We start from the raw sequence: 20,955 nt of genomic DNA, 5'->3' as shown, positions 1-20,955 counted from the left end.
CATCGATGAAGTTTTTTCCGTCCCGTAAACCGAATAAGTCACGCAGTGAAATGTTCGACACCCAGCCGTTACGCCTGCAGCGTGATGAACAGTTAGCAAGGCTGGCCAGCGAAACATTTGATATTTTGATCGTCGGCGGCGGCGTTACCGGCGCTTATACCGCCCTGGATGCCAGCCTGCGCGGCTACCGCGTCGCCTTAGTGGAAAAGAGCGACTTCGCCTCAGGCACATCGTCAAAATCGTCAAAAATGGTACATGGCGGTTTACGCTATATCGAACAGGGTAATCTCGGCCTGGTGCGGCATTCGCTTCTGGAGCGTCAGCGCCTGCGGCGAAACGCCCGCCACCTGGTCCAGCGGCTGCCGTTTATGTTTCCCGTGCTGGATAAAAATGGCGTCTTTGATAAACGCCTGGCCTCCGCTTTCGAAAGCCTGCTGTGGACCTACGATCTGGCCGGAGGTTGGCGGGAAGGCATTTTGCACCAGAAGCTGACGCCAGCGGAGGTACTCTCCCACTGCCCGACCCTTAAAGAAGAGCAGCTTTCCGGCGGCTTTATGTATTTTGACGCCAGGGTTGATGACGCCAGACTAACCCTGACGCTGGTGCGCACCGCCGCCTTTCACGAGGCGGTCGTCGCCAATCATGCCAGAGTGACAGAAACCACCCGCGACGGACACGGCAAAGTGAATGGCGCGATCGTTCACGCTGACGACCGTGAAATTCAGGTCAAAGCCCGCGTGGTAGTGATGGCCACCGGCGTGTGGTTGCGAGACTGGGATGGACAGAAAAAAGAGACGCCGTCGCCGCTGCAGATCCGCCCGGCAAAAGGCGTCCATGTGGCCATTCCCTGGATAAAAATCCGCAATGACTGCACGGTGACTATTCCCGTCGCCGGACGAAAACGCCGCGCCACGATTACCCGCTGGGGCAACGTCTCCTATCTTGGCACCACCGATGAAGATTATGACGGCGATCTTGATGACATGTGCTGCACCCGTGAAGAGCTGGATTTCCTTCTCGAAGGGGCTAATTCCGCGTTAAAAACGCAGCTCACGCCGCAAGATGTGGTTGGCAGCATCGCCGGCTGCCGCCCGCTGGTAGGTAACGCCGGCGGGAAGACCGTCGAGATGAAACGTAATCATAATATCAACGTTGCGCCAGACGGCCTGGTGACGATTGTTGGCGGCAAGCTCACCACCTCCCGACACATGGCGGAGCAAACGGTCGATGTCGTCAGCAAGATCCTCGGCAGGAAACAGGCCTGCTCCACGAAAAGCGCATTTTTATTAGGCGCCGCCGGCTACGATCCGCAGGCCATTCTCGCTTCAGGAGGGCTTTCTGCCCATCTCGGTGAGCGCTACGGTGCCGAAGCGCGTTTCGTCAGCGACATCATCGACGCTAATCCTGCCTTACAAACGCCCATTATCACCGGATTGCCCTATACCGAAGCAGAAGTCGTGTACGCCATCCGTCATGAGCTGGCCTGCAGCATTGACGACATTCTCTCCCGGCGACTACGTGCTCGTCTGATGGCGCGGGACGCCTCGGCGGAAGCGGCGCAGCGAGTCGGCGAATTATTGCAACAGGAACTCAATCTCGCCCCGTCGGTGATTGCCAAACAAATCGCCCTTTACCGGGCCGCCGTTAAACATGAAAAATCCGTTCTTATGGGGACTTCAGAATGATCAGCAAAGAAGCAATTAAACGTGGCTATAACCGTGGTAACTACCTCGTCGGCGCACATACTCCTCCCGCCTGGGCTGGGAAAAGTACGCCAGAATACCAGGGCGCCGGATTACAACGTGATCCTGTTAAGATCCCTGAATCCGTACTCGTACAGCTACGCGCGCAGGCCGATGCCGTAATGACCACGCCGGAAGAGGTTATCGCCTGGACTCGCGACTGGTGGGCCGCATCAATGATCGGCGAAACGCAGGGTCGCCCGCCGACGCCGCATGCCGTGATTGTCCGTGTCTCAAGCGTGCCCCAGATACAAGCAATCATGCGCATCGCCAACGACAACCGGATCCCGCTGACCGTCTCCGCCGGGCGCAGCAACGTGACCGGCGCCGCGTTACCGGTTCGCGGCGGAATTGTACTTGATGTTTGTGACCTTAATCAGCTAATCGATTTTGATCCCCAAAGCCAGATTGTCGAAGTGGAAGCCGGGATGTTCGGCGATATTTTCGAACAGACGATTCAACAAGAGTACGGCATGACCATGGGACACTGGCCCTCTTCTTTCGGTATCAGCACCGTCGGCGGTTGGGTGGCGTGCCGCGGCGCGGGGCAGCTTTCAACCCGGTACGGCAAAATTGAAGAGATGGTTTACGGCATGGATGTGGTACTCGCGGACGGCAGGCTTATCTCCGTTGGCGGCGCGCCACGCAGCGCCACCGGCCCCGATCTGCAACAGCTGTTTATCGGTTCTGAGGGGACGCTGGGCGTTATCGTCCGCGTTCGCCTGAAGCTGCACCGCTTACCGGATTATGGCAGGGCGATCGCCTGGGGATTTGCCAGCTTTGCGGAGGGTCTGGAGGCGTGCCGCCATATCCTGCAGCATGGCGCAACACCCGCGGCGCTTCGCCTGTATGACAATCTGGAAAGCGGCGTGCAATTCGGTCTGCCTGATACCAATGTCTTGCTGATTGCGGATGAAGGCGAGCCAGAGTTGGTTGATGCGACTCTCGCTATCTCTGCACGCGTGTGCCAGCAGCAAAATGGCGAACCGCTGGAAAGCGATGCTATTTTTGAACGCTGGCTGGATACCCGCTACCTTACAGGGAAAAGCGCCGAAGGCTTTAAACGTAGTCCTGGGCTGGTCGCCGATACGCTGGAGATGATTGGCCGCTGGCGTGATTTAGCGTCAATATATAACGAAGTGGTAGCCGCCATCAATGCGGTCCCCGGTACGCTTGCGGGGTCAGCTCATCAGTCACATGCTTATGTTGACGGTGCCTGTCTCTATTTTTCACTGCGCGGCGATATTGCCGTTGAAGAGCGTGCTGACTGGTATCGTGCCGCCTGGGATGCGGCGAATGCGGTGTTGATCCGCCACAACGCCTCTCTCAGCCATCATCATGGCGTAGGGTTATTACGTTCCCCTTATATGCAAGATTCGCTCGGTGAAGCATTGAATGTCATAGCCGACATTAAAAAGGCGCTGGACCCGCACGGCATTCTCAATCCAGGGAAGCTCGGATTAAGCGATGAGATTTCTTCACATCCGGTAGGTCGCCCATGATTAAGAACCTCGGCGCGCAGCTCGCACGCCACCCGGTCATTATGGCTATCTACGGTATCGATCAGTTAAAAACTGCGCTCTCCAGTCGGGCGCATGTTTGCATTATCGCCAATATCGATCTGATTAAGCTGCACCCGGTCATTACGCTGCTGGGGAAGGCTGATAAATACGTTATCGTTAACATCGACAGCTGTAATGGGTTATCGCAGGACAAAGGCGGGATAGATTATATCGCGGAATCTGGCGCTATGGGCTTGCTCTCCACGCGCCTGCAAACCGTACAGCGCGCTAAAAAGAGCGGACTGGTCACCATGCAAAAAATATTTGTCACCGATCGCTCAACCTGGCTACGTAGCCTGCACGCGCTGGAACAAAGCGAGCCTGATTACGTTCAGCTAATGCCTGCACCGATGCTGCCACTGCTTTCCAGGAATGACCGACAGCGTTTGCCGCCTATTGTGGCATCAGGTTTTGTCGGTAATGAAGAGCAGATCCGCACCGCGCTTGCTCACGGGGCAACGGCAATATCCAGTAGCGATAGCGCGTTGTGGAACGTCGCGCTTTCACGCTAATTAACCGGAGGATAATTATGACCCAACAGCTACAAGTCATCGCCCACTATTACACTCTCCAGAATGAAGCCGACCGCGTCGCCCACGCCCTGCATTCTCTGGCGGAGGCCACCCGCCAGGAGCCGCCCCATGAACGCGTTTAGCTTTTCTACCGTCGGCACGCTGCTCGTTGAATGGCAAGGAGCCGCACGCCTGGGAGAGATCGTCGGGCAGCATTTTAAGGCGCAGCGTATTTTACTGGTGACTGACTCTGGGTTGGTTAAAGCTGGCCTGCTGGCCCCGGTTGAGGCCTCGCTTGCCTCCTCAGGGTATACGGTTGTTCGTTATACGGATGTTGTCGCCGATCCGCCCGCATTGCTCGCTGAGGAAGCCGCAGAACTGGCGCGGGAGCAACGGTGCGATATGGTCATCGGCCTTGGCGGCGGATCGTCGCTGGACGTCGCAAAAATTGCCGCCGTCCTTGCCTCTTCGCGGCAGACGCTCAACGACTTATACGGGATTGACAAGGTAAACGGTTCCCGCCTGCCCTTGCTGCAGATCCCCACCACCGCAGGCACCGGGTCCGAAGTAACGAACATCGCCATCCTCACCACCCGGGAAAATAGTAAAATGGGCGTCGTGGCTCCGCAGCTATATGCTGACATGGTGTTACTGGATGCAGAGTTGACGCTGGGCCTGCCATCCATCCACACCGCCGCGGCGGGGATCGACGCAATGGTGCATGCTATCGAGGCTTATACCAGCGCGCATAAAAAGAATCCGATTTCCGACGCGCTGGCCCGCGAAGCGCTGCGCCTCATCAGCCGTAACCTGCTGCTGGTTTGCCACGATGGTGAAAATCGCCAGGCGCGTGAAGCGGTACTGCTTGGCGCGCTGCTGGCAGGACAAGCCTTTGCCAATGCGCCCGTCGCTGCGGTGCACGCCTTAGCCTACCCGCTGGGCGGCCATTTCCACGTACCCCACGGATTGTCTAATGCCCTGATGCTGATCCCGGTATTGCATTACAATGCACCTGCTGCCGCTCCGCTTTATGCCGAATTGGCCTCGGCTATTGGGTTACCCACCAGCGGCGATGTGCAGGAGGACACTCAGCGGTTTATTGCTGAACTGACCCGAATAATTACCGCCAGCGGTGCCCCACAGCGTTTGCGCGACGTCGGTATTGCGGCCGCCCACCTGCCCATGCTGGCCAAAGACGCGATGCAGCAGACCCGGTTACTTATCAACAATCCCGTGAAAGTTAGAGAAGAGGATGCTCTTCGTTTGTATCAACAGGTTTTGTAATTCTCATGAACGTCAATTACTCGTGACTGCTCCGGCCAGGCTCCCCTCTCCGCAGGCCGCAACCTTCATACAGACGGTTGCGGCCTCTGTGGGCAGAAACGAGGAGACCCGCCGCCTGTAATGCAAATATGCGTTGCTATTTGATATTAAGCGCGGCGTTGATCGCTCGATAGCCCAGCGCGTGACAGGACTGGGACAAACATTTATTGCAGCCTGAGTCCCTGTGACGCTTCGCTTATTAAGTGGATGAGGAGGCCAGATTCGGTGAACCACTACACGGACAGTGCGACACAAAGGCAGATGCAACACCGCACTGCCGTTCATCTGTCAGCCCGCAGGATTAAAAGGGTAGCCTTTTATATCCCGGACTGCGCTTCAAAATCTTGTTTTAAGCGTTCTGGATGAGGCGCAGCATGTTGCGTATCGGCAATGATAATCTGACGCAGCATAAGGTTCTGATGAGCGTACTGTTTTGCCTGGTCGTTAAGCGCGGTAACGACAGAACTTTCATTCGATGCTTTATCCTGCCGAATAGAATAGAGCATAAACGATGCTTCCTCTTTCTTTGGCCTGCACCCAACAAACCAGAGCTCATCACGATAAAGCAATTTACAGGTGGCGCTAAACAGACTCATCGCCAAACCGCTTTGAATATCACTGCGTGCAATAGCGGCCCAGGCAGGTGGTGTTAATGATTCACCCTCTTTATCTGGGTTTTTAACAAACGTTACGCCTTCTTTCTCATTACAACCTGCTAAAGCCAGTATCATAACTGCGAAAAGTGCCGTTAACTTCCTGTTTTTCATAGGCCTTTACCCTAATTCTCTCTCAAGCGAAATCTTGCCGTATCTACAAAACTTCAGTAACAATGAAAAATTATATAAGAATTTTAGTAAAAAAATCGAGAATATTCTTATCGATACTTTATGAGGTTGTGAAATCGACAAACAGGGATAAGGATAAGTGCGCAGCAGAAAGCCCTGCGCTTACAGCAGGTTGTTATGATTGATGAGCAAAAAAGCGCGGCGATCGGGCTAACGCCTCGCGTGAGAGAGGGAATGTTTACCTAATGATTTAAGCAAAAAAAACCCCAACAAAGTGCTGGGGTTTGGTACTTGCAAACATCACGTCTGAGGAACGGCGTGCTGTGCGGCAAAAACTGTTATGGCTCAGGCAACCCGAACAACATTCATCTGCATGATACTTTTCATCGCCTCTACCATCTCGCCGTCAACACATTGACGGCTGAATTCATCAGTCTCGACATCCGAACTCATGGAAACGCCGGCTTTACGGTAGCGCATCGGGGAAGAAACCAGATGGCTGGCGGAGCTGTGTAGCTCACGAATTCCGGCATCCAGAAACTTTTGCAGATTGCTTAACCTGACGCCCGCGCCAGCCATAATAATTGGACCTTTACTTAACTCAGTAAGTTCCTTTAACAAGACAATTCCATTCTCAGCATTTTGCTGCTGGCCTGATGTCAGAATGCGCGCAACGCCCAGCCCGGTCAATGTTTCCAGCGTACGTTTCGGACTATGACAAAGATCGAAAGCGCGATGGAAGGTCACCTGCATGTCGCCACACAGCGACATAACCTCTTCCATCCTGTTGATGTCTATATAAGCATCTTCATCAAGCATACCGAGCACAACGCCGGGAAAACCCAGTTCACGAATTAACGCCACATCCGATTTCATCGTGGCAAATTCACGGTCGCTATAGCAAAAATCGCCGCCGCGCGGACGAACAATAGGGTGGACCGGTATATGAAGCTGTTCGCGCGCCGCCTGCAACATGCCTGCGGACGGCGTTAAACCGCCCTCTTTCGGCGCGGCGCAAAGTTCAATCCGGTCGGCGCCCGCCTTTTGGGCATTAACCGCACAGTCAATTCCGTAGCAGCAGACTTCCAGTTTAACCATTTCATCCTCCTGTTAATGACCGCTGGCTGGTTTTCTGATTCTCAGTTAGGCTCAGTGAGCAGGGCAGTATAAAGAGAATCTTAATCATGGCATTCAATTTCGACCAATGGATAGACCGCCATCACAGCGATAGTCTCAAATGGCGAAAATATGGCGACCGCGACATTTTGCCGCTGTGGGTAGCAGATACTGATTTTCGCTCGCCGCCGGCGGTTATCGAGGCGCTGCATGCGCGAGTGGAGCATGGCGTATTCGGTTATGGCAGCGAGCCCAGTGAGTTGATCGACATCGTTATTGAGCGTATGGCGACGCGCTATAACTGGCAGATTGAGGCGGACTGGTTAGTATTTTTACCCGGTGTGGTTGCCGGCCTGAATCTGTGCGTACGCGCTTTTACCTCATCCGGCGAAGGCACCCTTGCCCCTACGCCCATTTATCCCCCGTTCAGGCTGGCGGCCTCCTGGGCTCAGCGCCGCCAAATTAATCTGCAAATGCGCCTGGAAAATGAGCGCTGGATAATGGACCTGGCGGCAGCGGAGGTGCAGCTAAGCGGAGATGAAAAATTGCTGATGCTGTGCAATCCGCATAATCCCGGCGGCACGGTTTACCGCCGCGAAGAATTAATGGCGCAGCTGCGGTTTGCTCAGCGCCACGATTTGATCGTCTGTTCTGATGAAATCCACTGCGATCTGATTCTGGAGCCGGGCTTAACGCATATTCCTTTCGCTACGCTTAGCGAAGACGCCGCCCAGCGCTCGGTGACATTAATTTCACCATCCAAAACCTTTAATATCGCCGGCCTGGGCGCGTCGCTGGCGATTATTCCGAATAAAGCCCTGCGCCAGCGTTTTAAAGAGGCACGTCGCGGCCTGGTTCCGTCGGTGGATATCCTGGCGCTGACCGCCGCCACCGCCGCCTGGCGTGACGGCCAGCCCTGGCTGGACGCGCAGCTTGATTATTTACGCCGCCATCGTAACTGGCTGTGTGAACGCGTTAACGCGCTGCCGGGTTTGAGCGTCGCACCGCCGGAAGCCACCTATCTGGCCTGGATTTCCGCCCATTTACCCAACGTCGCCAGCCCGGCGCTCTGGTTTGAAAAGCACGGCCTGGGTTTCTCACCGGGCCGGGAATTCGGCGACGATGGCTTTGTGCGTTTTAATTTCGGCTGCACGCGTGCCACGCTGGAAGAGGCGGTGGCGCGTCTGGAACGCGCGGTCGCCGCCGCAAATGCTTAACTGTCCTGCTCGCTGGCGACGATCTCCTGCAAACTCCAGGGATGGAATTTAATGGTGATTTGCCCGTCGGTAACGGCCAGCGTTGGATTAGGCAAACGCTCGCCTTCGCCCTGCGGCGCGCTGGTTTTAAACGAAATGCCTGGCTGCAGCAGGCCGCTATCGGATAACAATGCCATTGCCCTGGCGCCCAGCGTTGCCGGATCGCCACGCAGAACGATCTCAACATGCTCCCACCCTTCATGGCGATACAGTTTATTGCCCGGCCACGGCAGCTCCACCACCTCTATCCGCCACGGTCCTACGCTCAGCGGCTCGTCCAGTTGAAACAGACAAATCGGTCTGTCATTAATCATTTTTTCTGAAAACAACTGGCCAACCTGCATCAAACCTTGCTTCCAGCGCTCCGCTGTTGCAATTTGATGGCAGCGCACCGAAATATGGTCGGCGTCGAGATTTTCCAGTACTAAACCCAACTTTTCCGCCAAATTCATTAACGATTTTTCAAAACGCGGCAGATCGTTTGCCAGGTCGGATAGCGCTTCCAGATTATTCCTGAATGGCACAATTACACCCCATTTTTATACAGTTTCATTAAACATTGATTGCTTTATGAGCACTTTTGCAAGACCATTTATAGTTGTAAAAATGACGCCCTGAGCTAAAATTTCAGCTAAATTGAAGTAAATTACCGTATTAATGTCCAGTTTAGCACGGTACAGGACCACAAAATATTTTATAAAATCATTATTAACGTTATGTTTTTAATTATGTTTACAGATAGTTTAAGGTAAATCCTAATTGGCCGGGTGCGCAATTGCGGCTACCAAGCCTTTCTTATAGATTTACCCGAACCATCACACAAGGAATGGCTTTATGTTTAAACTCATTATTATTGCAGTTCTTATCGCGCTGATGGGGTTTGCTCTCTCCCGCCACTGGAAGGTGCGCAATGAAAAAACGGTAAATAACCCATATCGTCACTCTCGACGTCGCTAACCTTTTTTCGTCGGTGGCGGAAACATACACAGCAGTGTTTCCGCCCGCTACGGCTGCTGACGCCCTCATTCAAATAACGTATACTTTCCCCCTTCTTTTTTCCGCGGCGCTATTGTACAGCAACCTGCCAGACTGTCAGGCGTCGCGATGATTATGCCTGCCGTCCATAACGCGGCGGGCAGTGCAGACAGATGAAGGTAACTCGGTGAATATTCAGGCTCTCCTTTCGGAAAAAGTTAGTCAGGCGATGATCGCCGTTGGCGCGCCGGCAGATTGCGAACCTATGGTTCGTCAGTCGGCCAGGGTTCAGTTTGGCGATTACCAGGCCAACGGCATTATGGCGGTAGCGAAAAAACTGGGTCAGCAGCCACGTCAGCTGGCCGAGCAGGTCGTACAGCAACTTGAGCTCAGCGGCATCGCCAGTAAGGTTGAAATCGCCGGTCCGGGCTTCATTAATATTTTCCTGGCCCCTGAATGGCTGGCGCAGCAGGCGGAAACCGCGCTGGCATCGCCGCGTCTGGGCGTTGCGCCGGTTAATGCGCAAACTATCGTGATTGACTACTCGGCGCCAAACGTGGCGAAAGAGATGCACGTAGGCCATGTGCGCTCAACCATTATTGGTGATGCGGCGGCGCGTACGCTGGAGTTCCTCGGTCATAAAGTTATTCGCGCCAACCATGTTGGCGACTGGGGCACGCAGTTCGGTATGTTGATCGCGTATCTGGAAAAGCAGCAGCGCGAGCATCATGAAGCGATAGCGCTGGCCGATCTGGAAGCTTTCTATCGCGAAGCGAAAAAAACCTATGACGAAGATGAAGCCTTCGCCGAGCGCGCACGCGGCTATGTGGTGAAGCTGCAAGGCGGTGATGAATACTGCCGTACCATGTGGAAGAAGCTGGTTGATATTACCATGACGCAGAACCAGACGGTTTACGATCGTCTGAACGTGACGCTGACGCGTAACGATGTCATGGGTGAGAGTCTGTATAACGATATGCTGCCGGGTATCGTTGCCGATCTGAAAGCCAAAGGTCTGGCGGTAGAAAGCGAAGGCGCAACCGTAGTCTTCCTTGATGAGTTTAAAAATAAAGAAGGCGATCCGATGGGCGTGATCGTCCAGAAAAAAGACGGCGGCTATCTTTATACCACTACCGATATTGCCTGCGCGAAGTACCGCTATGAGCAGCTGCATGCCGATCGTGTACTTTACTATATCGACTCGCGTCAGCATCAGCATTTGATGCAGGCCTGGACTATCGTACGTAAAGCGGGCTATGTGCCGGAATCGGTGCCGCTTGAGCACCATATGTTCGGCATGATGCTGGGCAAAGATGGGCGTCCGTTTAAAACCCGCAGCGGCGGCACCATTAAGCTGTCCGATCTGTTGGATGAAGCGGTTGAGCGCGCTACCCTGCTGGTTTCTGAGAAAAACCCGGAGATGGATGCGGATGAGCTGCGCAAGCTGGCCAATATTGTCGGCATCGGTGCGGTGAAATATGCTGACCTGTCGAAAAGCCGTACCACCGATTACATTTTCGACTGGGATAATATGCTGGCGTTTGAGGGCAATACTGCGCCCTATATGCAGTATGCCTATACGCGCGTGCTGTCGGTGTTCCGTAAGGCCGGTATTGATGAGAACGCGCTGCTGGACGGCACTATTCAGCTGAACGATGAACGCGAAGCCCAGCTGGCGGCGCGTCTGCTGCAGTTTGAAGAGACGATTACGCTGGTCGCGCGCGACGGTACGCCACACGTTATGTGTGCTTATCTGTATGATTTGGCGGGGCTGTTCTCTGGTTTTTACGAGCACTGCCCGATTCTGTCGGCAGAAGATGTCGCCATACGCCAGAGCCGTCTGAAGCTGGCGCTGCTGACGGCACGTACGCTGAAGCAGGGTCTGGATACGCTGGGTATTGAAACCGTCGAGCGTATGTAAGCCGTAGGGCCTTAGCCTTTTCAGCGCAGAAGGTTAAGCTCATGGAAAATCCACGCCCCGGCGTGGATTTTTTTATGCCGGACATAAAAGGGCAATTCCCGGCAAGGCGCGCAGGCAATGTTATTTTGTCGCCAGTGTCTGATATGCACGCTTCAACGCCTGCTGCTGTTTCAGTTCATTTCACTGCTGGACCAAACCCGTTTTATTCAACAGCACATCCTTAATTCTACGCGCCTGGTAAAAGCGAAGAGATTTTTTGAGGTTATTTATATAGGCAGATCGGGCAATAAACTGATTCTTCCGCTCCTTTTCCAGCACTGAGGTTTCTCTGTTTACATCGGAACTTTCTATTACGCACTGCTTGCTGCACCAAACCCTGAGCGCACCAGTAAGCCGAAATAGCGTCCATCGGTCGGCCTCGAATATTATTGGCCGGTTTACTTTAAGGATCTCGCGCGCGGCTGATTGGTTAACAACATAACCATGCCCTCCGCTGCCATAAGCGACCCGGTAATATTCGTTGTTATATAAGTCGGTTTTATTAACCCTGGGGTTGTATATGCAATTTCCGGTAAGCAGGAATATCTCTGGTTTATTCACGCTGATTAATGTTTTGATCCCTGCCAGATGGCTGTGAAGTCCGGGACTAATCAGGGCATCATCTTCCAGCACCAGAGCATTGGGGATATTTTCGGCAATCATTCTTGCATAGATGCTCAAGTGGCTCAGGGCACAGCCAATCTCGCCTCTGGTCAAGGCGCACCTCGGATAATCATGCACTACCAGCGGCATCAGGCCTGTCGGTAATGCCTTGCCATCAACCGCGCTTATAACCTCATACTTTATATTATTTATATCACACTGCTTTTCTGTTTTTTCACGCCGCTCATAATTGCCGTCTAAATTAATAACAAATACTTTCACGCCAGAGACACCTCATCACATGCTGTAAACAATTAATAACGCATTATTCACGGCTAATATAGCACTGCCTCTTAACAGGCAGGCTTTCGACTTATTACAGGGTTCTGGAGTGTACCATCAAAAACAAAACCTACTTCAACGGAATATATTTGATTTTATATGGTCATAGATTGAATTTATTATTTAACAGAAACGCATTATTATTTATAAATAATAAAACGTTATTACTCTTATTACAGTAAAAGATTAATGAAAAGAAAGGATTAATAACAGTAAAGAAAAGAGAAACAAGAGGAGCGGGAAAATAAGAGCGGCCTCGCACACTGAAGGAGGCGTGAGAGGCCGCAGGGAAAGCCTGAGCGCAGGCTCAGAAAGTAAAGTAGCCGCCCCGTGCAGGGACAACCTTCGGCGAGCGGCACGGTTTAATTCTTATAATTAACCATTACCTGATTGCTGCGCACCCGTGTTACGGGAAACAGCCTTCCCTGTCCCGGCACGCTATAAACAAAGCGCAGCGTATCGCTGGCGGGAACATTGGTCAGTCCGCGCGTCGAGCCGCTGGCCCCTTCGATCGGCGTACAGCGGGCGCTGGAACAGAGCTTCACCAACAGGCCTGCTGGCTGCGGGCCGGTTAGTTCAAAACGCCAGTAAATCACGCTTATCAGGCCGGAAATCGGCCCCGGCGGCGTAATCGGCGGCGATGAAGCCTCCACGCCGCGGTTGCTCAGCGTCACGCCAGTAGCGCTCCCCTGCCAGGCCCCGTCCGCCGCCTGCGTTGCCAGCGGCAACAACAGCATCAGCGCGCCCAGTAAATATCGCATCACTGACCTCCAATGGTTGCCGTCATACGGATATGGCGATTATCGCTCAGCTCCATATTAGAAAGCACCGCCAGCTGCGGCAGGTTGCGGCGCAGGAAACGCGCCAGCAGCGCACGCAGCGGATGATTAACCAACAGCACCGGCGGCGCGCCCAGCATCTCCTGATTTTCCAGCGCCCGCTGCGCCTGCTCCAGCAGACGATCCGCCAGCCCCGGCTCCAGCCCGCCGCCGCCCTGCAGCGCCTGCAGCAGCAGACGTTCCAGCGTAGCGTCAAGGCCGATAACCTGCACCTCGCCGTTACCCGGGAACCATTGCTGGGTAATGGCGCGACCCAGCGCCACGCGCGCTATCGTCGTCAGCTCATACGGGTCGGTCTGCACCGGCGCATGTTCCGCCAGCGTCTCAATAATGGTGCGCATATCACGAATCGACACGCGCTCGGCCAGCAGATTCTGCAGCACCTTATGCAGCGTCGTCAGCGACACCACGCCCGGCACCAGATCTTCGGTCAGCTTCGGCATCTCCTGGCTAACGCGATCCAACAGCTGCTGCGCTTCCTGACGGCCAAACAGCTCGCTGGCATACTGCCCAATCAGATGATTAAGGTGCGTCGCCACCACGGTACTGGCTTCCACCACGGTAAAGCCCTGGATCTGCGCCTGCTCTTTCAGCGCGCTGTCAATCCAGATCGCCGCCAGGCCAAAGGCCGGATCGACCGTCGCTTCACCCGGCAGCGTACCGGATGCCGTACCAGGGTTGATCGCCATCCAGCGCCCCGGATAGGCGTCGCCGCTGCCAATCTCCACCCCTTTCATCAAAATACGATAGCGGGCGGCGGGCAAATCCATATTGTCGCGGATATGTACCACCGGCGGCAGAAAGCCCATCTCTTGCGCAAACTTCTTACGAATACTGCGGATACGTCCCAGCAGCTCGCCATCCTGCTGCTGATCCACCATGGGGATCAGGCGATAGCCCACTTCCATCCCCAGCGAATCTTCCAGCTGCACATCGCCCCACGTCGCTTCCACCGTTGCAGCCGTCTCCTGCGCGCGCGGCAAAGGCTGCGCTGCCGGCTTTGGCTTAATCTCGCGGCCGCGTTGCCACCAGGCTAAACCTAACAGCGCGGCGGTAAACAGCAGAAACACCAGGTTCGGCATGCCCGGCACCAGCCCCAACAGGCCTAATACGCCGGCGCTCAGCATCATAACGCGCGGATTGCTGAACAGCTGGCTCACCATCTGCTCGCCCACGTCCTGATCGGTGCTAACGCGCGTCACTATTACACCGGCAGCGGTAGAAATTACCAGCGCCGGGATCTGAGCAACCAGGCCGTCACCGATGGTCAGCAGCGTATAGGTTTCCCCCGCTGAACCCAGCGACATTCCGTGCTGCACCACGCCCACCAGCAGGCCGCCCACCACGTTGATAATCATGATCATGATGCCCGCGATAGCGTCACCACGAACGAATTTACTGGCACCGTCCATAGAACCGTAGAAATCCGCTTCCTGCGTTACTTCCGAACGGCGCTTTTTCGCTTCCTCTTCACCAATCAAACCGGCGTTTAAATCGGCATCGATCGCCATCTGCTTGCCGGGCATCCCGTCAAGCACAAAACGCGCGCCCACTTCGGCGATACGTCCGGCACCCTTAGTGATAACCATAAAGTTAATGATGATCAGGATGATAAACACCACGATACCGATGGCGAAGTTACCGCCGACCAGGAAGTGGCCGAACGCCTCTACCACCTGACCCGCCGCCGCCGCGCCGGTATGGCCTTCCATCAGGATCACACGCGTGGAAGCGACGTTCAGCGCCAGACGCAACAGCGTTGAAAACAGCAGAATGGTCGGGAACGCGGCGAACTCCAGCGTCCGCTGGGTAAACATCGCCACCAGCAGCACCATGATCGACAGCGCGATATTGAAGGTAAACAGCAGATCGAGGATAAAGGGCGGCAGCGGCAGCACCATCATCGACAGGATCATCAGAATCAGCAGCGGGCCAGCCAGCACCTTCCACTGCGTATCTTTCATGTTACCCGGTAAGCGAAGTAAAGCGGCCAGATTAGCCATCAGCTCTCGTCTCTCCTGCAAAGTCCAGTTCAGCCGGTACCGGCAAACGTTGAGGTTTCTGCGGTATCAGGCCGCCTTCGCGCTTCCAGCGACGCAGTTGCCATACCCAGGCCAGCACTTCCGCTACCGCGCCATACAGCGCGCCTGGAATGTGCTGCCCAATTTCACTGTGACGATAAAGGGCGCGCGCCAGCGGCGGCGCTTCCAGAATCGGCACGCGATGTTCTTTCCCCAGCTCACGGATCTTCAGCGCCACGTCGCCCGCTCCCTTCGCCAGCACTTTCGGCGCGCTCATTTTTTTCTCGTCATACTGCAGCGCGACGGAATAGTGCGTCGGGTTGGTCACGATAACGTCTGCTTTCGGCACGTCAGCCATCATGCGGCGGCGTGCGGCGGCGCGCATCGCCTGACGGATGCGTCCTTTAACGTGCGGGTCGCCTTCCATCTCTTTATATTCATCGCGGATTTCCTGATGCGTCATGCGCAGCTGCTTAAAGTAGCTGAACAGCTGCCAGAACACGTCGAAGCCCACCATCGGCACCAGCCCCAACACCACCAGAAAACAGCATATGGCGATCATGTGCATACCGTGCGCCAGCGCATCATATGGGGATTCGCTAATCAGATGCAGCATCTCCGGCCAGCTTACCCAGACATACCAACCCGCCACCGCGCTCACCAGCGTCGCTTTCATTATCGCTTTTAACAGTTCGGCCCAGGTCTGCCCGGAAATCATGCGCTTCAGCCCGCTCAGCGGGTTCAGCTTGCTAAACTTAAATGAAATAGATTTACCGCTCAGGACGATACCGCCCAGCAACATCGGCGCGGCGATCGCGACCAGCACCAGGCCCGCCATCATCGGCATCAGCGCCCATACCGCCTGCCCCAGCAGCTGGCTGACGTGACGAACAATCTGTCCGGGATCGTTAATCAAACGATGATCGAAGCTAAAACCGGAGGCGACCATCCCGGCCAGCTGGCGCGCCATCGGCTCGCCGTCCATCCACAAAATCAGCAACCCCGCCACCAGCATCAGCAGAGAAGTCAGCTCGCGGGAACGCGGGATCTGCCCTTCTTTACGCGCTTTCTCAAGTCGGTGGGGTGTGGGGGATTCTGTTTTTTCCTCGTCGCTACCTTCAGCCACGTTGATCAACCTGTGTCGGAATGGGAATTGCGCATAGCTTGCCAAACACCGGCAAATTTAATGGGTGGAGTAACAGGGTTAAACAGGGGTTATTTCAGGGAATGGAAAAAGCAGGCCGACATCACAGCCCTTCATCATCAGCTATGGGAGGATAGCGCAAAAATTATTCTGTTTCTGTAAAGCTACACATGGATCGGCACATAAAGGATGGATTTATGGCGCTACAAGGAACATTTGTCGTCAATGACGCGGCTTACTCACTATTTACGGCGTTGGAGTATTCATGGCCTTCTCCGGCAACGGAATTTATCAAAATCATAGTGGCTGTGCGATGATTCCCGATAACGGACCAATCCCTCCCGGCAAGTACTGGATTGTAAATCGGGGAAGCGGAGGTACGCTATCGCGCGCTTATGCCGCTATATTAAGTAAAGTAAATCAAATTGCGCATGGCACAGAATTTAGCCGCTCAGAGTGGTTTGCGCGCTATCGTGATGATATGAGTATTGACGATCATACCTGGATAGAGGGCGTAAGCCGCGGTCTGTTTCGCTTACATCCTGGCACAACATCAAAGGGTTGTATTACCCTTGTTCACAGTTCAGATTATGCGGTTATCCGTCAGGCCCTTTTAACAACCCAAAAAATTCGTGTTCCCTGTACGAGAGATATGATGGCTTACGGCATGATCGAGGTAATAGCTCATGGCAAAAATTGCCCTTAGCGTCAGCAAAACCGTCCTGTTTGTTTTTTTAATAATAATGACAGCAGGGTACACAAATATTTCAGAGCAAATTAATAACAGCCTGGTGCTTGACCTGACCCGACAATTATATGGAGCAGGGAATATAACGGCGGACAATACAGAAAATGTTCTTGCCTGGTTAAATATAATGACGCTAATCGCCATTGCTGCCCTGGCTTATTATACCCTTATGGTTTGCATAAAATTCGCGACCAAAAAGTACAGAAAAGCACGATCGCGTTGAATCTTTGCCATAAAAGGTTGCTGCCGTCCCCTTGCGGAGAGCGGCAGCGTCTAACTCAGAAGCCCAGGCTATCGAGCAGGTCATCGACCTGATCCTGGTTTGCCACCACGCCAGGCGCGGCGGCATTGATCTGCGGACCGTTCAGCAGGCTGTTCTCTTCCCGCTTCTGACGCGCATTCGCTTCCGGCATATTCTCCAGCAGCACCATCAACAGCTGGCGCTCAATTTCCTGGATCACATCCATCATGCGCTTGATGACCTGACCGGTAAGGTCCTGGAAATCCTGCGCCATCATGATGTCGAGCAGCTGTGCGTTGGTAAAGGACGTGTGTTCCGGCACGGTAGCCAGATATTCGCGCGTATCCGAAACCAGTACACGAGCATCCGCCAGCTCGATGGGGTCCTCAAACCAGGCATCCCAGCGTGTCTTAAGATCTTTGGCGCCGCTTTCCAGCGCATCCTGGCGCGGTTGTGATGCTTCTACGCAGTTCAGCGCGCGCTCAGCAGCCTGAGCGGTCATCTGAACGACATAATCAAGGCGGTCACGGGCGTCGGGAATCGCTTCCGCCGCGTCCGCTATCGCCTGATCCAGCCCCAGCTCACGCAGGCTGTCACGCAGCATGCGCGTTAACGAGCCAATGCGTGTGATGATGTCCTGCGCCGATGCCGCATCGGTCGCTGGTTTCGTAAGTTCGCTCATCACGTCTCCTTACATACCTAATTTTTCAAAGATCTTACCTAACTTTTCTTCCAGGGTCGCCGCAGTAAAAGGTTTCACTACATAGCCACTGGCACCCGCCTGCGCCGCAGCGATGATGTTCTCTTTCTTCGCTTCTGCGGTCACCATCAGCACCGGCAGCTTGCCCAGCGTGGCGTCGGCACGAATGGTTTGCAGCAGCTGCAGGCCATCCATGTTCGGCATATTCCAGTCGGAAATGACGAAGTCGAAACCACCCGCGCGCAGCTTGGTCAGTGCATCTACCCCATCTTCGGCTTCTTCAACGTTGTTGAAGCCCAGCTCTTTCAGCAGGTTGCGCACAATACGACGCATCGTATTGAAATCGTCCACTACCAAAAAGCGCATATTCTTGTCAGCCATATCTACTCCTGTGTTATCTCGACCCGCTGGACGGGCTCGGTTAAATTCGCAATGCCTGTCCGGCGCTAATTTTTGCCAACATGTGCTGGCTGATTTGATGCAGATCCACCACTTCACTGGCTCCCCCGTAAGCAATTGCCTCACGGGGCATGCCGAAAACGACACAGCTCGCTTCGTTCTGCGCGATGGTCCAGGCGCCGGCGCGATGCATTTCCAGCAGCCCGGCCGCGCCATCGTTGCCCATACCGGTCAGGATAACGCCCACGGCGTTGCGTCCGGCATGTTGCGCCACCGATTTAAACAGCACATCCACTGAGGGTTTGTGACGATTAACCGGCGGACCATCGTTCAGTTTCACCTGATAGTTGGCGCCGCTGCGCGCCAGCTCCAGATGCATAGCGCCGGGCGCAATATAGGCGTGGCCCGGCAGAATACGTTCGCCATCTTCCGCTTCTTTCACGGTGATCTGGCACAGCTTGTTCAGACGCTCGGCAAACGAGCGGGTAAAACCCGGCGGCATATGCTGCGTAATCAGCAGCGCCGGGCTGGTCATCGGCAGCGGCTGCAGCACGTGGCGAATCGCTTCGGTGCCGCCGGTCGATGCGCCGATGGCGATCAGCTTTTCACTACTGAGCAGCGGCCCCGACTTCAGCATCGTCGGCGCCGCCTGAGCGACGCGTGGCACCAGCCGGGCGCGCGCTGCGGCGCGAATTTTGTCGGCAATCATCTGGCTGTAGGCCATCATGCCTTCACGAATACCCAGCTGCGGCTTGGTGACGAAATCAACCGCCCCCAGCTCCAGCGCGCGCAGGGTGACTTCCGAGCCTTGCGCCGTCAGCGACGACACCATCACTACCGGCATCGGGCGCAGGCGCATCAGCTTCTCCAGAAAATCGAGGCCGTCCATACGTGGCATCTCAACGTCCAGCGTCAGCACCTGCGGGTTGTACTGCTTAATCAAATCGCGCGCCACCAGCGGATCGGGTGCAGTGGCTACCATTTCCATATCGGGATGACTGTTGATGATCTCCGTCATCAGTTGGCGCATTAGCGCTGAATCATCAACGCATATTACGGTGATTTTGCTCATGATCTTTCCTTAGTCAGCCCGTAAACCGTTTGTCCGCGCAGATAAAACTCTTTGCTTATCTGGCTAAAGTTCTCCGAGTGACCGGCAAACAGCAGGCCGCCAGGCTTTAATAGCGGAACAAAGCGCCGCAGGATCTTTTCCTGAGTTTCTTTGTCGAAATAGATCATTACGTTGCGGCAAAAAATCGCATCAAACGGCCCAGGCAGCGACCACTCGTGCGCCAGCAGGTTAAGCTGGGTGAAATTCACCATGCCAGCCAGTTCAGAACGCACCCGCACCATGCCGGAGTGCGGCCCGGTACCGCGCAAAAAGAAGCGCTGCATCTGCTGCTGCGATAGCGTGCGCAACTCTTCCTGGCGATAGATCCCCGACGACGCCTTTTCCAGCACCTGGGTATCGATATCGCTGGCGTGGACGGAGAATTTCCCCGGCCCGGCGCCCAGCGTTTCCGCCAGCGTCATGGCGATCGAGTAAGGCTCTTCGCCGGTAGACGCCGCCGTACTCCAGACGTTGTAGCTCCCTCCTCGCCGTTTGGCATGATCGGCCAGAATCGGGAAGTGGTGCGCCTCACGGAAAAACGCCGTCAGGTTGGTGGTCAGCGCGTTAATAAACGCCTGCCACTCGGCGCTGTTCTGATCGTTTTCCAGCAGCGCGAGATAGCGCCCGAAGTCATCGATATTCAACGTGCGCAGGCGACGCACCAGCCGGTTGTAAACCATTTCGCGCTTATGATCGGCAAGCACGATACCGGCGCGCTGATAAATTAACTGACTGATACGGCGAAAGTGCGTATCAGAGAGAGGCAAGCGCTGAATCATCTGAGATAACAGCGTTGCGCTCTCGGGTGGTGCCAGCAATGTCGATTTCTTCATTCAGGTTCACCCAACAAAAAGCAGATTAAAGGTTAAAGGGCGCTGCTTCCTGGCGATGGCTGATTAGCGTCTCGCCTGAACGCGCCGGTCTGGCAATCAGCTGCGTAAACCGCGCGTCTATTGCTCAGCCGAATTAGCCAGGCTACCAGCTAATCCGTGGCCGTTGCCGCTTCCTCTATCAGCGCGGCATTCTGCTGTGTGACCCAATCTGGCTGGCGGACAACCGTGTAACATTCTGTCAACACATTATTTACTGCCACTGCGCACGCAATCAGAAGGTTTCCCAGTTCTCATCCGTGGCGGTGGATTTGCGCGCTGCCGTTGCCGGCGCGGCGCTTTGCAGCTTTTTCGCTGCCGTATTAACGTTAACGGCGGCGGCGGCGAATTCTTTACGAATTCTGAACACGGCGACAGCCTGGCTGAGGCGGCTGGCCTGCTCTTCCAGCGTGGCGGCGGCGGAGGCGGATTCCTGCACCAGCGCGGCGTTCTGCTGGGTCACGCGATCCATCTCGGTTACCGCCAGGCCAACCTGGTCAATGCCGCGGCTCTGCTCATCCGACGCCGAGGCGATTTCGCCCATGATGTCGGTTACCCGCGTTACCGCGCTGACGATATTGCTCATGGTTTCCCCGGCGCTTTCCACCAGCACTGAACCGGTATCAACACGGGCAACCGAATCTTCAATCAGTGATTTGATCTCTTTCGCCGCCTGGGCGCTGCGCTGTGCCAGATTGCGCACCTCG

21 protein-coding genes are annotated in these 20,955 nt (G+C 54.9%); 9 read left to right on the top strand and 12 right to left on the bottom strand.

All coding sequences use genetic code 11. The features are described from left to right. Positions 1-5: 5 nt before the first annotated feature. From COO59_RS17905 to COO59_RS17890, 4 genes are all read left to right on the top strand, one after another. A complete protein-coding gene (locus tag COO59_RS17905; RefSeq protein WP_103061091.1) occupies positions 6-1,685 on the top strand; it encodes a glycerol-3-phosphate dehydrogenase/oxidase in 1,680 nt (559 codons plus the stop codon). Continuing rightward, positions 1,682-3,244 carry an FAD-binding oxidoreductase gene (locus COO59_RS17900; RefSeq protein ID WP_103061090.1) on the top strand — a complete coding sequence of 521 codons (1,563 nt, stop codon included), beginning with the start codon at positions 1,682-1,684 and terminating at the stop codon, positions 3,242-3,244. Before COO59_RS17905 ends, COO59_RS17900 begins: the two co-directional genes overlap by 4 nt. Next, complete coding sequence (locus COO59_RS17895; RefSeq protein WP_103061089.1) at positions 3,241-3,816, top strand: glycerol-3-phosphate responsive antiterminator; 576 nt, start codon at positions 3,241-3,243, stop codon at positions 3,814-3,816. Before COO59_RS17900 ends, COO59_RS17895 begins: the two co-directional genes overlap by 4 nt. Positions 3,817-3,945: 129 nt before the next feature. Then, positions 3,946-5,100, top strand: coding sequence for an iron-containing alcohol dehydrogenase (locus COO59_RS17890; RefSeq protein WP_103061088.1), 1,155 nt, complete (start codon positions 3,946-3,948; stop codon positions 5,098-5,100). A gap of 356 nt (positions 5,101-5,456) precedes the next feature. Here the strand turns inward: COO59_RS17890 and COO59_RS17885 are convergent, their stop codons facing one another. Then, a complete protein-coding gene (locus COO59_RS17885) occupies positions 5,457-5,906 on the bottom strand; it encodes a hypothetical protein (protein WP_133158621.1) in 450 nt (149 codons plus the stop codon). A 363-nt stretch (positions 5,907-6,269) separates the two neighbouring features. Then, entirely contained in the window at positions 6,270-7,022 is a 753-nt protein-coding gene (gene cutC / locus COO59_RS17880) for a copper homeostasis protein CutC (protein WP_103061086.1), read from the bottom strand. Between the two features lie 86 nt (positions 7,023-7,108). On the opposite strand from cutC, the gene COO59_RS17875 reads away from it, so the two are divergent. Beyond that, entirely contained in the window at positions 7,109-8,257 is a 1,149-nt protein-coding gene (locus tag COO59_RS17875; RefSeq protein WP_103061085.1) for a MalY/PatB family protein, read from the top strand. Here COO59_RS17875 and COO59_RS17870 read toward each other — a convergent pair. Then, the gene (locus COO59_RS17870; protein ID WP_103061084.1) at positions 8,254-8,820 is read right to left on the bottom strand and encodes a VOC family protein; all 567 of its coding nucleotides are present in this window, start codon (positions 8,818-8,820) and stop codon (positions 8,254-8,256) included. The two genes, COO59_RS17875 and COO59_RS17870, sit on opposite strands and share 4 nt — an antisense overlap. A 310-nt stretch (positions 8,821-9,130) precedes the next feature. On the opposite strand from COO59_RS17870, the gene COO59_RS21515 reads away from it, so the two are divergent. Further along, complete coding sequence (locus tag COO59_RS21515; protein WP_276308278.1) at positions 9,131-9,253, top strand: hypothetical protein; 123 nt, start codon at positions 9,131-9,133, stop codon at positions 9,251-9,253. Between the two features lie 205 nt (positions 9,254-9,458). Next, entirely contained in the window at positions 9,459-11,192 is a 1,734-nt protein-coding gene (argS, locus tag COO59_RS17865) for an arginine--tRNA ligase (RefSeq protein ID WP_103061083.1), read from the top strand. Positions 11,193-11,372: 180 nt separating this feature from the next. On the opposite strand, the gene COO59_RS17860 is transcribed toward argS, so the two are convergent. The 4 genes from COO59_RS17860 to flhB form a co-directional block, all read right to left on the bottom strand. Continuing rightward, on the bottom strand, positions 11,373-12,116 hold the full coding sequence (locus tag COO59_RS17860; protein WP_103061082.1) for a glycosyltransferase family 25 protein: 744 nt from the start codon (positions 12,114-12,116) through the stop codon (positions 11,373-11,375). 422 nt (positions 12,117-12,538) lie between these two features. Next, a complete protein-coding gene (flhE, locus tag COO59_RS17855) occupies positions 12,539-12,937 on the bottom strand; it encodes a flagellar protein FlhE (protein WP_103061081.1) in 399 nt (132 codons plus the stop codon). Continuing rightward, positions 12,937-15,018, bottom strand: coding sequence for a flagellar biosynthesis protein FlhA (flhA, locus tag COO59_RS17850; protein ID WP_103061080.1), 2,082 nt, complete (start codon positions 15,016-15,018; stop codon positions 12,937-12,939). Before flhA ends, flhE begins: the two co-directional genes overlap by 1 nt. Continuing rightward, positions 15,011-16,162 (bottom strand): flagellar biosynthesis protein FlhB, encoded by a 1,152-nt coding sequence (flhB, locus tag COO59_RS17845; RefSeq protein WP_103061079.1) that lies wholly within the window; start codon positions 16,160-16,162, stop codon positions 15,011-15,013. Before flhB ends, flhA begins: the two co-directional genes overlap by 8 nt. 283 nt (positions 16,163-16,445) lie before the next feature. On the opposite strand from flhB, the gene COO59_RS17840 reads away from it, so the two are divergent. Both COO59_RS17840 and COO59_RS17835 read left to right on the top strand, forming a co-directional pair. Continuing rightward, positions 16,446-16,886: a DUF2778 domain-containing protein gene (locus COO59_RS17840; protein ID WP_322791048.1), complete on the top strand. Its 441-nt coding sequence runs from the start codon at positions 16,446-16,448 to the stop codon at positions 16,884-16,886. Continuing rightward, entirely contained in the window at positions 16,867-17,151 is a 285-nt protein-coding gene (locus COO59_RS17835) for a hypothetical protein (RefSeq protein WP_103061078.1), read from the top strand. Before COO59_RS17840 ends, COO59_RS17835 begins: the two co-directional genes overlap by 20 nt. Positions 17,152-17,206: 55 nt before the next feature. On the opposite strand, the gene cheZ is transcribed toward COO59_RS17835, so the two are convergent. The 5 genes from cheZ to COO59_RS17810 all read right to left on the bottom strand — a co-directional run. Next, a complete protein-coding gene (cheZ, locus tag COO59_RS17830) occupies positions 17,207-17,851 on the bottom strand; it encodes a protein phosphatase CheZ (RefSeq protein ID WP_103061077.1) in 645 nt (214 codons plus the stop codon). 9 nt (positions 17,852-17,860) lie between these two features. Next, entirely contained in the window at positions 17,861-18,250 is a 390-nt protein-coding gene (gene cheY, locus COO59_RS17825) for a chemotaxis response regulator CheY (protein ID WP_034915469.1), read from the bottom strand. 40 nt (positions 18,251-18,290) lie between these two features. Beyond that, positions 18,291-19,340 carry a protein-glutamate methylesterase/protein-glutamine glutaminase gene (locus tag COO59_RS17820; protein ID WP_103061076.1) on the bottom strand — a complete coding sequence of 350 codons (1,050 nt, stop codon included), beginning with the start codon at positions 19,338-19,340 and terminating at the stop codon, positions 18,291-18,293. Further along, positions 19,337-20,212: a protein-glutamate O-methyltransferase CheR gene (cheR, locus tag COO59_RS17815; protein ID WP_103061075.1), complete on the bottom strand. Its 876-nt coding sequence runs from the start codon at positions 20,210-20,212 to the stop codon at positions 19,337-19,339. The genes COO59_RS17820 and cheR overlap by 4 nt, the downstream gene beginning before the upstream one ends. Positions 20,213-20,483: 271 nt before the next feature. Continuing rightward, the coding region (locus COO59_RS17810; protein WP_240614155.1) for a methyl-accepting chemotaxis protein at positions 20,484-20,955 on the bottom strand (472 nt) is incomplete at its 5' end.

The sequence above is a fragment of the Mixta theicola genome (assembly GCF_002895925.1).
GTDB classification, from domain to species: Bacteria; Pseudomonadota; Gammaproteobacteria; order Enterobacterales; family Enterobacteriaceae; genus Mixta; species Mixta theicola.
The sequence above is the reverse complement of the archived record's forward strand: the minus strand, read 5'-3'. Positions and strand labels throughout refer to the sequence as shown.

What these genes read in the sequence shown, in the direction of transcription:
- flhE (WP_103061081.1), bottom strand. Translation starts at nt 12,937, where the DNA reads ATGCGATATTTACTGGGCGCGCTGATGCTGTTGTTGCCGCTGGCAACG.
- cutC (WP_103061086.1), bottom strand. Translation starts at nt 7,022, where the DNA reads ATGGTTAAACTGGAAGTCTGCTGCTACGGAATTGACTGTGCGGTTAAT.
- cheZ (WP_103061077.1), bottom strand. Translation starts at nt 17,851, where the DNA reads ATGAGCGAACTTACGAAACCAGCGACCGATGCGGCATCGGCGCAGGAC.
- COO59_RS17890 (WP_103061088.1), top strand. Translation starts at nt 3,946, where the DNA reads ATGAACGCGTTTAGCTTTTCTACCGTCGGCACGCTGCTCGTTGAATGG.
- COO59_RS17905 (WP_103061091.1), top strand. Translation starts at nt 6, where the DNA reads ATGAAGTTTTTTCCGTCCCGTAAACCGAATAAGTCACGCAGTGAAATG.
- COO59_RS17895 (WP_103061089.1), top strand. Translation starts at nt 3,241, where the DNA reads ATGATTAAGAACCTCGGCGCGCAGCTCGCACGCCACCCGGTCATTATG.
- COO59_RS21515 (WP_276308278.1), top strand. Translation starts at nt 9,131, where the DNA reads ATGTTTAAACTCATTATTATTGCAGTTCTTATCGCGCTGATGGGGTTT.
- COO59_RS17835 (WP_103061078.1), top strand. Translation starts at nt 16,867, where the DNA reads ATGGCAAAAATTGCCCTTAGCGTCAGCAAAACCGTCCTGTTTGTTTTT.
- COO59_RS17885 (WP_133158621.1), bottom strand. Translation starts at nt 5,906, where the DNA reads ATGAAAAACAGGAAGTTAACGGCACTTTTCGCAGTTATGATACTGGCT.
- COO59_RS17875 (WP_103061085.1), top strand. Translation starts at nt 7,109, where the DNA reads ATGGCATTCAATTTCGACCAATGGATAGACCGCCATCACAGCGATAGT.
- cheY (WP_034915469.1), bottom strand. Translation starts at nt 18,250, where the DNA reads ATGGCTGACAAGAATATGCGCTTTTTGGTAGTGGACGATTTCAATACG.
- COO59_RS17840 (WP_322791048.1), top strand. Translation starts at nt 16,446, where the DNA reads ATGGCCTTCTCCGGCAACGGAATTTATCAAAATCATAGTGGCTGTGCG.
- COO59_RS17900 (WP_103061090.1), top strand. Translation starts at nt 1,682, where the DNA reads ATGATCAGCAAAGAAGCAATTAAACGTGGCTATAACCGTGGTAACTAC.
- cheR (WP_103061075.1), bottom strand. Translation starts at nt 20,212, where the DNA reads ATGAAGAAATCGACATTGCTGGCACCACCCGAGAGCGCAACGCTGTTA.
- COO59_RS17820 (WP_103061076.1), bottom strand. Translation starts at nt 19,340, where the DNA reads ATGAGCAAAATCACCGTAATATGCGTTGATGATTCAGCGCTAATGCGC.
- flhA (WP_103061080.1), bottom strand. Translation starts at nt 15,018, where the DNA reads ATGGCTAATCTGGCCGCTTTACTTCGCTTACCGGGTAACATGAAAGAT.